Origin of the sequence: Intrasporangium sp., assembly GCF_039812505.1 — a bacterium.
Taxonomy (GTDB): Bacteria; Actinomycetota; Actinomycetes; order Actinomycetales; family Dermatophilaceae; genus Intrasporangium_A.
Map to the genome: position 1 here is coordinate 1 of NZ_JBDIAQ010000109.1, position 11,873 is coordinate 11,873.

The following is an 11,873-nucleotide window of genomic DNA, read 5'->3' on the forward strand; positions in this document are numbered from 1 at the left end:
CCGAGCGGCTCTAGACAGTTCTCCGTCGGGCTGCTGGCGGCCGAGAGCGACTGGCGTCACCACTCGTGTCCGAGAACTACGCTGAGCACCTCCCGCGGTCGGGCCGCAGCCCTCTGGCAGGCTGCGGACAGATGGAAGAGCGTCGACCTCTCATCCGGGACGCGCCGAACTCCGGTCAACCATTTCCCCTGGACTGGCGGTCTCGCATCGGCGACGGCCATCTCTGCAGCCGAGCGTCCACATCGCGAGGCGTGCACGCCACGAGAAGCACACGTTGCCCTATTCGGGCCGGGTACCGCCCCAGTACTGAGCGACGGTATTGGGGTCGTTCAGCGACATGGGGCCCCAGACATCGCCCTCGGGCAGGTGTTGGTCGATTCCCTTCCAACGCTCCCTTGTAGAGTCTCGCGTGGTTCCGAGGGCGGCCGCGATCTCGGCCCATGACATGCCAGCCTTCCGGGCGTAGCGCACGGTCAGGAGCTCGGTGGTGTCACAACTCCGCCGAACCTCATTAATGGCATACATGGTCGCCAGCAGCTCTTGTTTCCAGCCATCTGGGCTAGACCACGAACCTCCTGCGTTGCGAGGCCCCTTCATGGCCCTGTGTACGGTTACGCCTCCGCTGTATCTCGCCATGAGTGCAGGATGCCACCGGACCAGGGCCAAGTCCCCACGATTCCCGGACTTGGCCGATGTCACCTGTGCATCCGGAGTGGTCGCTACGGGTGATGCGGTGATCGCACACGCCGCTCACTCTCTGGCCGGGCTACTGCGGAAATCCGATCTAGGCACTCTTGTGGTCCAGCTCCGCCTCTAAGCGATCGATCTTGCCAGATATCTCGTCCGTATAGCCCGGACGGATGTCCGCTTTCAGGACGAGCGACACGCGCGACCCGTACGGGCCGACTGCCTCGGTCGCTCGACGGACGACGTCGAACACGGCGTCCCAGTCGCCCTCGATCGTCGTAAACATCGCGTCCGTATGGTTCGGCAGACCGGACTCGCGGACGATGCGCACTGCCGCCGCGACGGCATCATGTACAGAACCGTCCTCTCGCCCAGTGCCGCTCGGGGCGACACAGAACGCGACCAACATCACGACCTACCTTCCCTGTGCCGTTCAGGCACTCTCGCTGCCTCGACCGTGGTGAACATCGCGTCGGTGCGGTTGGGCAGCCCGGACTCGCGGACCACGGCGATGGCTCGGGCCACCGCCTCCCCGACCGAGCCGGTCTCGTCGGCAGGGGTGGACGGGGCGACCGAGAAGGCGATGAGCATTCCTCCACTCTAATGGCCGGGCAACTACCGGTCGGGCGCCTCCGGACCCCACAAATGCACTCGATCGGAAGTACTGCACTCTCGATGAAGACTGGCGCACTCTCGATGAAGACTGGTGCACTCTCGATGAAGACTCGATGAAGACTCGTGCACTCTCGATCTGTCGGGGTCAGAGGTCAGAGGTCCTTCTTCATGCTCAGCAGCTCCTCGACGACCTGGAAGCCCAGGTCGACGTTGATCTGCACCATCCACGGGTTCAGCTCGGCGTTGCAGGTGTCTATGCGTTTGCGTTGCGGGTCGAAGCGCTGCAGCCGACGGATGTTCGCCACCTTGACGGCCATCCCGAGGCGGTGGCCGCGGTGCTCCGGCAGGACGAGCGTGCCCCACTGGTGGGCGACCTCGAGGTCCCCGGCCGGCAGTGCGAGGGCAGTGTAGGCAGCCACGACGCCGGTGGCCCGCTCCACGGCCAGCGCCGTCAGCCTTCTCCCGCCCGTGTCCCGCTCGTGCTCGAGCAGCTCGGCATAGTCCGCCGGGGTCATCGACTCCGCCTCGAAGTCCACCTCGCCGCTGGGGGCATCCAGGGCCAGCCGGTTCGAGCAGTCGCAGAGCGACTGGCGCAGCGCCTCGGGCACCCCGTCGTCGAGGTACACCTGCACGTCGTACGCCGACCCGACCGCGGAGCGCGCCGACTCCTCCAGGGCGTCGAGCCGCTCCGGGGGGACCGGGAGCTCGAGGTGCCGGACGATCTCGACGTTGGACAACGTGAAGCCGCGCCGCTCCGCGAACCGTCGGGCGCGCCCGGTCTCCCGCTCCTCGGGTCGGACGAAGGCGTCGAGCAGGAGCAGCGACCGCCCTTCGTCTCGGGCGGCGTCCTCGAGCCGACGCAGCAGCGCGGCGCCCACGCCACGGCCCCGGTGGGCCGGATCGACCTGCAGCTCGGCCCAGCAGAGCGTCTGGTTGTCCCGCTCCGGGAACCACACGCGGGCCAACCCGAGCACCCGACCCGACCCGAGAGCGACGGTGAGCAGGTCGTGCTCGCCGGGGAACGTGAAGCGCACCTCCTTGGCGAACTCCTCGAGGCTGTAGCGGTGCGGCACCACCCGGGATGCCGCCGAGCTGCGGTCCCAGACGCCCCAGCACTGCTCGACGAGGGAGTCGTCGGCGCGGTCGATGCCCGTGATCTGCATCCCACGACGGTGACACTCGCAGGCCGCACCGTTCAACGGGTTTTCGGGGCGTGGGGTCAGCGGTCCGCGTGCGCGAGCAGGACGTCGACAGCGGCATACGGGTCGATCCGTCCGGCGGCGAGCGCGGCGGAGAGCGCGCCGAGTCCGTCCTGGCCCTCGACCGCTTCGAGGCGGGTTCGCAACCGCTCCAGGGCGAGCTGTTCGATCTCGTCGGCCGCGCGTCGCTCGCGGCGGCGGCACAGCTCACCGGTCTCGTCCAGATGCGCGCGATGCTTGTCGAGGGCCTGCATGAGCCGGTCGAGGCCGACCCGTTGCAGCGCAGCCGTCCGGACCACGGGCGGCCGCCAGCCCCCGGGCGCCGCGCGCTCGGCCAGGGAGACCATGCGGCGCAGGTCGTGCACCGTCGCCTCGGCTCCGGGGTGGTCGGCCTTGTTGACCACGAAGACGTCGCCGATCTCGAGGATCCCCGCCTTGGCGGCCTGGATGCCGTCGCCCATGCCGGGTGCGAGCAGCACGACGGAGGTGTCGGCCAGCCCGGCGATCTCGACCTCGCTCTGGCCGACCCCGACGGTCTCGACGAGGACGACGTCGAAGCCGGCGGCGTCGAGCACGCGGATGGCCTGCGGCGTCGCGGCGGAGAGCCCGCCGAGGTGCCCACGCGTGGCGAGCGAGCGGATGTAGACGCCCGGGTCGTGGGGGCGGTCCTGCATGCGGATCCGGTCACCGAGCAGGGCGCCCCCCGAGAACGGCGAGGACGGGTCGACCGCGAGGACGCCCACCCGCAGGCCGCGCCCGCGGAAGGCGCTGATGAGCAGGCTGGTGGACGTCGACTTGCCCACCCCAGGGGCCCCCGTCAGGCCGATGACCCAGGCGCGGCCGGCGTGCGGGACGAGTGCGGCCATGACCTCGCGCAACGCCGGATGGGCGTCCTCGACCAGGGAGACCAGCCGGGCCACGGCACGCGGAGTACCCGCCCTGGCCGAGTCGACCAGGGCGGGTACGTCGACCGCGCGGGCGCCCAGGTCAGCTCTGGTCGGCGGCCGGCACGCGCAGGATGAGGGCGTCGCCCTGCCCGCCGCCACCGCACAGCGCAGCCGCACCGACCCCGCCGCCGCGCCGCTTCAGCTCGAGCGCGAGGTGCAGGGCCATGCGAGCCCCGGACATGCCGATCGGGTGACCGAGCGCGATGGCGCCCCCGTTGACGTTGACCCTGTCGAGGTCGAGGCCGAGCTCCTTGGCCGAGGCGAGCCCGACGGCGGCGAACGCCTCGTTGATCTCGACGAGGTCGAGGTCGGCCGGCGCGATGCCCTCCTTGCCGCACGCGACCGCGATGGCGTGGGCCGGCTGCTGCTGCAGGCTCGAGTCCGGGCCGGCGACCATGCCCTGGGCGCCGATCTCGGCCAGCCAGGACAGGCCCAGCTCCTCGGCCTTTGCCTTGCTCATCACGACGACCGCGCAGGCACCGTCGGAGATCTGCGAGGCGGAGCCCGCCGTGATGGTGCCGTCCTTGGCGAAGGCCGGCCGCAGCCCGGCGAGCGAGGCAGCCGTGGTCTCGGGGCGGATGCCCTCGTCGGACTTGAACTCGACCGGCTCGCCCCTGCGCTGTGGGATGGAGACCGCGACGACCTCGTCCTCGAAGAGCCCGTCCTTCCAGGCCTTGGCCGCGAGCTGGTGGCTGCGGGCGGAGAACTCGTCCTGCTCCGCCCGGGTGAAGGCCTGCTCGCCGGTGTTGCAGGACTCGGTCAGGGCGCCCATGGCCTGGTCGGTGAAGACGTCCCAGAGGCCGTCGTAGGCCATGTGGTCACGCATCGTGACGTCGCCGTACTTGAAGCCGGAGCGGCTCTTCTCGAGCAGGTGCGGCGCGTTGGTCATCGACTCCTGGCCGCCGGCGACGACGATCTCGACCTCACCGGCCCGGATCAGCTGGTCGGCCAGGCCGATCGCGTTCAGGCCCGAGAGGCAGACCTTGTTGATGGTGATCGACGGCACGTTCATCGGGATGCCGGCCGCGACCGCCGCCTGGCGGGCCGGGATCTGGCCGACGCCGGCCTGCAGGACCTGGCCCATGATGACGTAGTCGACCTGGTCGGGCGCGACACCGGCCTTGCCCAGGGCGCCCTTGATGGCGATGCCGCCGAGCTGGGGGCCGGAGAAGTCCTTGAGCGAGCCGAGCAGGCGACCCATCGGGGTGCGGGCTCCGGCGACGATGACGGACACGGGACGGTCAGTGGTGCTCATGGTGAGGCTCTCTCCAACGTCTTCGGGGGATGTGTTCCCACTCTAACTGCGGGCCGGGAAAGCCCCGGCTAGAGCATGAGCAAGGGCACACGCAAGCACGGTTCGCCCGAGGTCTGCCGTGGTCCTAGGGTCGGGGCATGACTGAAGCATCGGGACCGCTCTTCACCCACATCGACCACGTCGGCATCGCCGTCCCGGACCTCGACGAGGCGATCGCCTTCTACGAGCAGAAGTACGGCATGAGCAAGGTGCACGAGGAGCGCAACGAGGAGCAGGGCGTCCGCGAGGCGATGATGGCCGTGGGTGACTCCGGCTCATGCGTCCAGCTGCTCGCCCCCCTCTCCCCCGAGTCGGCGATCGCCAGGTTCCTGGACCGCAGCGGGCCCGGCATCCAGCAGATGGCCTATCGGGTGACCGACATCGAGGCCGTCTCGGCCACCCTGCGGGGGCGCGGGCTGCGACTGTTGTACGACGCGCCGCGGCGCGGCACGAGCGCCAGCCGGATCAACTTCATCCACCCCAAGGATGCCGGCGGCGTACTGGTCGAGCTGGTCGAGCCCGCCGCGACCGCCTGCTGAGGCCGGCCGCCGACAGAGCGAGGATCGCCCCCCGGCGCAGGCTCACGCCATCCGGTCCAGCTCGTGGGCGGTCAGCACGACAAGTGCCGCGGTCCAGGCGAGCGGCGCCGGTCCGGCCGCGCGCCGGTCCGGGCGCACCTTCTCCGGCACGCTGCCCCATGCGGTCCGGTGGGCAGCCAGCCAGCCGAGCCACCGGCGAGCCTCGTCGCGACGCCCGGTCGCCGCGGCCGTGTAGGCGACCAGTGCGGTCTCCGGGGTCCAGGAGACCCCGTCGGCCCGCCATCCGGTCCCCGGGGCCAGTCCGCCGGCCGGCCGGAGCGCCTCGACGGAGTACCTGGAGCAGGCCGACGTCGCCTCCGGGTGCGCGTCGTCGGCGAAGGGCGGCAGCAGCATCGCGGTGGCGGCGTCCAGCCCACCACTGTGTCCGTACCGGTTGTACGAGGGGCCGAACTCGCCGACGACCAGCCCCCGCAGTCGCTCGGCGGCCCGGGACCACCGCGCCGCCTCCGACGAGCTTCCCTCGGCGGCATGCATCCGCGCGGCGGCCCCGAGCCCGGTGGCCATCGGGGCGATCGTCCCCAGCGTCACCGCACGCTCGGGCACCTCCCAGTAGTCGGGCGACGCGGCCGGCAGCGTCGTGGCGCCGCGCGTCTGGTGGTCGATGAAGGACGCGGCCCGGTCACGCATGGGCCGGAGGTCGACCGGGACGACACGCGCCCCCGACGCCGACCGCGCCATGTCGAGGGCCCACAGCACCCAGCCGGCTCCGTCGGACTGACGCCGACGATCGTCGGGGGGCCCCGACCCGTCCGGCAGATAGCGGGCCTCGAAACCCCCGTCGGGCAGCTGCACCTGGCTCAGGAAGCGCAGCGTGTCCCAGGCCTGCGCGACGTGCCCGGTCGCTGCCAGGGCCACGACGACGAAGGACGCGTCGCGCGGCCAGACGTACCGCCAGATCCTCGCCGGGCCGGCGAGCACGGCACCGTTCGGCTGGAGCAGACCGTGCAGGTCCAGCAGCGCCTGGGCGACCAGCCCGTCCGGCACCCCCTCCCCCGGCACTCTGCCGGCGGCGAGCCAGGCGCGCGCGGCCCGCTCGGAGCCCCTCGGGCGCCACCCGGCACCGTTGGCGAGGGTCGGCAGGGGATCTGCCGGCCGAGCCCGGTCCACGACGGCGCCTGCCCCGGCGCCGACGGCCAGGGCGCCGACGAGCACGGACCGTCGGGTCACCACGCCGCACCTCCTTCGCAGGAGTGTCGCACGAGGGCCGCGCTCGCGGTGCCCTCTCGGCCGGACGACGCCCACCCGACGAGGGCGCGCCCCGACCGTGACCCAGGTCACCCTGTGTCCGGACTCTCAAAAGTGACCGGGCAGTAGCCTACGGTCGTTACGGTCTGAGCCAGGACCGCCACGTACCGCAACCCTTGGAAGGGACCGACATGCAGGCCATCCGCGACGCCATCCTCTCCGGAGACCGGTCCGAGCAGACGTATGCCGACCTCACGATTCCCGCGGCCTACCGGGGAGCCACCGTCCACAAGGACGAGGTCGGCATGTTCGAGGGCATCGCCAGCCGCGACAAGGACCCGCGCAAGTCCCTGCACATCGACGACGTGCCGGTCCCCGAGATCGCCCCCGGTGAGGCCCTGGTCGCGGTCATGGCCAGCTCGATCAACTACAACACCGTGTGGACCTCGATCTTCGAGCCGCTGCCCACGTTCGGCTTCCTGGAGCGCTACGGCCGCACCTCGATCTACGCCAAGCGACACGACCTGCCCTACCACGTCATCGGCTCCGACCTGTCCGGCGTGATCCTGCGCGTGGGGCCGGGCGTCACCAAGTGGCACCCCGGCCAGGAGGTCGTCGCCCACTGCCTCTCCGTCGAGCTCGAGGACGCCGACGGGCACAACGACACGATGCTCGACCCGCAGCAGCGGATCTGGGGCTTCGAGACCAACTTCGGTGGGCTGGCCGAGATGGCGGTCGTGAAGGCCAACCAGCTGATGCCCAAGCCCGACCACCTGACCTGGGAGGAGGCCGCCTGTCCCGGGCTGGTCAACTCGACCGCCTACCGGCAGCTGATCTCCAAGAACGGCGCCGCGATGAAACTCGGTGACCGGGTCCTGATCTGGGGCGCCTCCGGCGGGCTCGGGTCGTACGCGACGCAGATGGCCCTGGCCGGCGGGGCGACCCCGATCTGCGTCGTGTCCTCACCGGCGAAGGCCGAGATCTGTCGGTCGATGGGGGCCGAGCACATCATCGACCGCAACGCCGAGGGGTACCACTTCTGGAAGGACGAGCGCACCCAGGACCCGAAGGAGTGGCAGCGGCTCGGCAAGCGCATCCGGGAGCTTACCGGGGGGTATGACGTCGACATCGTCTTCGAGCATCCCGGCCGCGAGACGTTCGGGGCCAGCGTCTACGTCGCCCGCAAGGGCGGCACGATCGTCACCTGCGCCTCGACGTCGGGCTACATGCACGAGTACGACAACCGCTACCTCTGGATGAACCTCAAGCGGATCGTCAGCTCGCACTTCGCGAACTATCGCGAGGCGTGGGAGGCGAATGAGCTGATCAACCGCGGCCTGATCCACCCCACCCTGTCGAAGACACACACGCTGGAGGACGTCGGCCAGGCCGCGCTCGACGTGCACCGCAACCTGCACCAGGGCAAGGTCGGGGTCCTGACCCTCGCGCCGGAGAAGGGCCTGGGCGTGACGAACCCGGAGAAGCGGGCCCAGTTCGAGACCGAGATCAACCGGTTCCACAACCAGTGATCCCGGGTCGCCGCCGAGCGCCGCGCCACTAGGCTCGGTACCCGGAGGTGACGCATGTGGCGGCGCTGGACTGACTACCGCCGGGCCCAGCGGCAGCGGCTGGCCCAGATCCGGGACGCGCGCTACGACCGGGACGCCGGGGCGGTCCCCGCTCCCGAGGGCGCCGCCGAGCCGGACCGCAGCGCGAGCGGGGCGACGGCCGCCGACGGAGCCTCGACCCACGAGCCGGTCGCGCGCACCCCGGACGGAGGTGCCCGCGCCGACGACACCTCCCGCGGGACGCCCGGCGGCGCTGCCGCCGGACCGGCCCGGGCCCACGCCCGCGCGGCCCGGGCCAAGGACGGCGGGTTCGGACCGATCGGCACGCCGTTCAACCGCCAGTCGCCCTTCTACGTCGGCTTCATCGGTGCCCTGGGCGTGCTGGTCGCCTACGCCTTCGTGCAGGCGGTCGGCAAGCTCGGCACCACGATCACGCTGCTGGTCGTCGCGCTCTTCCTGACCCTTGCGCTCAACCCGCTCGTCGAGGCGCTGACCCGCACGCACCTGCGGCGCGGTGCGGCCGTCGCGGTCGTGTTCCTCGGGGTGCTGGTCGTCTTCGGGCTGCTCGGCTGGGTCGTCATCCCGCCCGTCGCTCAGCAGAGCACCGAGCTGGCGACCAACGCGCCCAAGATGCTCGACGGGCTCCTGCAGAACGGGTGGGTGCAGGACCTCGACCACCGCTACCAGGTCATCGCCCGGATCCAGGAGGAGGTCAACAAGCGGGTCGCCGACGGGAACCTCTGGGCGGGCATCTTCGGTGGGGTGCTCGAGACCGGCAAGGTCCTGCTGAGCGGGGTGTTCTCGGTGCTGACGGTCCTCGTGCTGACGCTCTACTTCCTCGCCTCCCTGCCCAGCCTCAAGCACGCCGGCTACGCCCTGGTCCCGGCGAGCCGTCGGCCGCGGATCACCTCCCTCGCGGAGGAGATCATGCGTCGGGTCGGGTCGTACGCCATCGGACAGGTCGCGGTGGCCTCGATAAACGCCTTCTTCGCCTGGATCATGATGACGCTGGTCGGCGTGAAGTTCGCGGCCGTGCTGGCCGTGGCGGTGGGCTTCCTGGGCCTCATCCCGATGGTCGGCGCCACCCTCGGTGCCTCCGTCGTCGCGCTCGTCGCGCTGTTCGACGACCCGCAGAAGGCCCTCATCGTGATCATCTACTTCATCGTCTACCAGCAGATCGAGAACTACGCGGTCATGCCCCGCGTCATGCAGCAGACCGTCGCGGTGCCCGGGGCGGTCACCGTCGTCGCCGCCCTGGCCGGCGGCACCCTCGCCGGGATCCTCGGCGCGCTGCTGGCCATCCCCACCGCCGCCGGGCTGCTGCTGATCTACGAGGAGGTCCTCGTCCCCCGCCAGCGGCAGCAGTGACGTCGCACCGACACGTGAGCTGTACCGTGACGCCGGTCGACCGGCCGAGGCACGGCTCAGCGGTAGGAGGCCCCGGGCGGGCGGGCGTCCCGGCGCTGCCAGCAGCCGCTGTGCCAGTGCCGCCGGTCACCGAGCCCACCGATCCCGTCGGCCGGCCAGACGACGACGTGCGGCGTGCCGAGCGGGATCCCCTGTTGGCATCCCGGGCACAGGTAGGCCCGTTGCGAGGCGGCGCCGCTGACCGACCGCACCGTCCAGGACCGGCCCCGATAGACCTCCTCCCGGACCGTCCCGCCCTGCAGTCGGGCCAGGTCGAGCGGGACGTGCGGCCGCGCGTGCTTGCTGGGGCGGCGGCGTGACGGCATGCCCGCATTGTCCCAGCCGGCTTCGCAGACCACGCGCCCGGGAGCGGCCGGTGGGCGTCATACCGGCGACACACCGAGCACCGGCCAACCTCACCGGATGCAACCAACGAGGTTGGGTGCTGCTCGGTGTGTCGCGCCGGGCAACCGCCGCCGGGCAACCGCCGGCCCGCAACAGCCGGCCCGCGATGCCGCTCAGCCGTAGGTGTTGAACCCGCGCCCCGTCTTGCGGCCGAGGTACCCGGCCGTCACCAGGTGCTCGAGCAGCGGCGCCGGCGCCCAGCCGGGCTCGCGGAACTCAAGGTAGAGCTGACGCTCGATGGCGAGCGACACGTCGAGCCCGACCACGTCCAGCAGCTCGAACGGGCCCATGGGCAGCCCACAGCCGGTCTTCATCGCGGTGTCGATGTCCTGGGCCGACGCGTAGTTGGCCTCGAGCATCTTGACGGCGTCGTTGAGGTATGGGAACAGCAGCGCGTTGACGATGAAGCCGGCTCGGTCGCCGCAGGTCACCGGGTGCTTGCCGATCCTCGTGCAGAGGTCCTGGACGGTGGCGACGACGTCGTCCGCGGTCGAGACCGTGTGGACCACCTCGACCAGCCGCATCACCGGAGCCGGGTTGAAGAAGTGCATGCCGACGACGTCCTGTGGCCGCTTCGTCCCGGCCGCACACTCGATGACCGGCAACGAGCTGGTCGTCGTCGCCAGGATCGTACCCGGCTTGCAGATCTCGTCGAGGTTCTCGAAGAGCACCTGCTTGACCTTGAGGTCCTCGACCACCGCCTCCACGACCAGGTCGACGTCGGCGAGGTCGTCGAGCCGGGTGGTGCCGCTCAGGTGCGACAGGGCGGCGTCGCGGTCGGCCTCGGTGGCCTTGCCCCGCTGGACGGCCTTCTCGAGGCTCCTGGTGACGGCGGCTCGCACCCGCTCGACCTTCGCGTCGGCCCGGGCCACGTACGTGACGTCGTACCCGGCCCTGGCGAAGACCTCGGCGATCCCGGTCGCCATCGTGCCGGAGCCGACGACACCGACCTTGGCGACGGGGCGCAGGGCGGCGGCATCGACGGGCTCGGCCTTCGGGGTGAGCGCGTCGCCGACGACCTGCGAGAGCCCGGGGCCGGCGTAGGTGTAGAAGCCCCGGCCGGTCTTGCGGCCCTTGAGACCCGCGCTGACCATCTGCTTGAGGATCGGGCTCGGGGCGTGCAGCCGGTCGCGGCCCTGCCGGTACATCGTGTCGAGGACCTCGTAGGCCGTGTCGAGCCCGATCAGGTCCATCAGCGCCAGCGGCCCCATCGGGTAGCCGCAGCCGAGCCGCATCGCGTCGTCGATGTCCTCGCGGGTGGCGTACCTGCCCTCGAACATCGACACGGCGTGGTTGAGGTAGCCGAACAGGAGCGCGTTGGCGATGAAGCCGGCCTTGTCGCCGACCACGACGGGCTTCTTGCCGAGTCGTTCGGCCAGCGCCTGCACCTTCTCGAAGACCTCGTCGCTGGTGACCACCGTCTTGATGACCTCGACGAACTGGAGCACCTGCGCCGGGTTGAAGAAGTGCATCCCGACCACGCGCTTCGGGTTCATCGTCGCGACCGCGATCTCGGTGACCGACAGCGAGGAGGTGTTCGTGGCCAGGATCGCGTCGTCGGCCACGATGCCGTCGAGCTTGGCGAACAGCTCCTTCTTCAGGTCGAGGTGCTCCGGCACCGCCTCCAGGACGAGCGGGCAGTCGGCCAGGTCGGCCAGGTCGGTCGTGTAGTGCACGCGGGCGTGCAGCGCCGCGGACTCGGCGTCGGTCAGCTTGCCCCGGGCCAGCGCCCGGTCGGTGGAGGTCCTCAGGTGCTGCCGGCCGCGCTGCAGCGCGGGCTCGTCGGCCTCCACACCCACGACCTCGATGCCGTTGCGGGCGAACACCTCGACGATGCCGGCCCCCATGGTGCCCAGACCAACGACGCCGACCTTGGTGAAGTCACGTGCCATGCAGGGAGTCTGGCAGAGCCGGTATGCCGCTCGCAGGCCGGGCCGACGTGACCCTCCCCACGCTGGGGTGGCCGC

Annotated in this window: 10 protein-coding genes and 1 pseudogene; 3 read left to right on the forward strand and 8 right to left on the reverse strand. The window is 71.0% G+C overall.

The window, feature by feature from the left end; translation table 11 throughout:
* Positions 1-784: 784 nt before the first annotated feature.
* The 5 genes and pseudogenes from WMI84_RS13185 to WMI84_RS13205 form a co-directional block, all read right to left on the reverse strand.
* The gene (locus WMI84_RS13185) at positions 785-1,096 is read right to left on the reverse strand and encodes a thiamine-binding protein (protein WP_347353873.1); all 312 of its coding nucleotides are present in this window, start codon (positions 1,094-1,096) and stop codon (positions 785-787) included.
* 41 nt (positions 1,097-1,137) lie between these two features.
* A pseudogene (locus WMI84_RS13190) lies at positions 1,138-1,278 on the reverse strand (thiamine-binding protein); the annotation flags it as partial.
* Between the two features lie 176 nt (positions 1,279-1,454).
* On the reverse strand, positions 1,455-2,465 hold the full coding sequence (locus WMI84_RS13195; protein ID WP_347353875.1) for a GNAT family N-acetyltransferase: 1,011 nt from the start codon (positions 2,463-2,465) through the stop codon (positions 1,455-1,457).
* A 56-nt stretch (positions 2,466-2,521) separates the two neighbouring features.
* Positions 2,522-3,487, reverse strand: coding sequence for a methylmalonyl Co-A mutase-associated GTPase MeaB (gene meaB, locus WMI84_RS13200; RefSeq protein ID WP_347353891.1), 966 nt, complete (start codon positions 3,485-3,487; stop codon positions 2,522-2,524).
* Position 3,488: 1 nt separating this feature from the next.
* The gene (locus WMI84_RS13205) at positions 3,489-4,703 is read right to left on the reverse strand and encodes an acetyl-CoA C-acetyltransferase (protein WP_347353877.1); all 1,215 of its coding nucleotides are present in this window, start codon (positions 4,701-4,703) and stop codon (positions 3,489-3,491) included.
* Between the two features lie 137 nt (positions 4,704-4,840).
* Between WMI84_RS13205 and mce the strand changes: the two genes are divergently transcribed.
* Positions 4,841-5,281, forward strand: a complete 441-nt coding sequence (gene mce / locus WMI84_RS13210) for a methylmalonyl-CoA epimerase (protein WP_347353879.1) — start codon at positions 4,841-4,843, stop codon at positions 5,279-5,281.
* 42 nt (positions 5,282-5,323) lie between these two features.
* On the opposite strand, the gene WMI84_RS13215 is transcribed toward mce, so the two are convergent.
* Positions 5,324-6,508, reverse strand: a complete 1,185-nt coding sequence (locus tag WMI84_RS13215; RefSeq protein WP_347353881.1) for a glycoside hydrolase family 15 — start codon at positions 6,506-6,508, stop codon at positions 5,324-5,326.
* A 209-nt stretch (positions 6,509-6,717) separates the two neighbouring features.
* Between WMI84_RS13215 and ccrA the strand changes: the two genes are divergently transcribed.
* On the forward strand, positions 6,718-8,055 hold the full coding sequence (gene ccrA / locus WMI84_RS13220; RefSeq protein ID WP_347353883.1) for a crotonyl-CoA carboxylase/reductase: 1,338 nt from the start codon (positions 6,718-6,720) through the stop codon (positions 8,053-8,055).
* Positions 8,056-8,109: 54 nt separating this feature from the next.
* Positions 8,110-9,462 carry an AI-2E family transporter gene (locus WMI84_RS13225; protein ID WP_347353885.1) on the forward strand — a complete coding sequence of 451 codons (1,353 nt, stop codon included), beginning with the start codon at positions 8,110-8,112 and terminating at the stop codon, positions 9,460-9,462.
* Positions 9,463-9,518: 56 nt separating this feature from the next.
* Here the strand turns inward: WMI84_RS13225 and WMI84_RS13230 are convergent, their stop codons facing one another.
* Positions 9,519-9,827, reverse strand: coding sequence for a hypothetical protein (locus WMI84_RS13230; protein WP_347353887.1), 309 nt, complete (start codon positions 9,825-9,827; stop codon positions 9,519-9,521).
* A 192-nt stretch (positions 9,828-10,019) separates the two neighbouring features.
* Positions 10,020-11,798, reverse strand: coding sequence for a 3-hydroxybutyryl-CoA dehydrogenase (locus WMI84_RS13235; RefSeq protein WP_347353889.1), 1,779 nt, complete (start codon positions 11,796-11,798; stop codon positions 10,020-10,022).
* Positions 11,799-11,873: the final 75 nt, after the last annotated feature.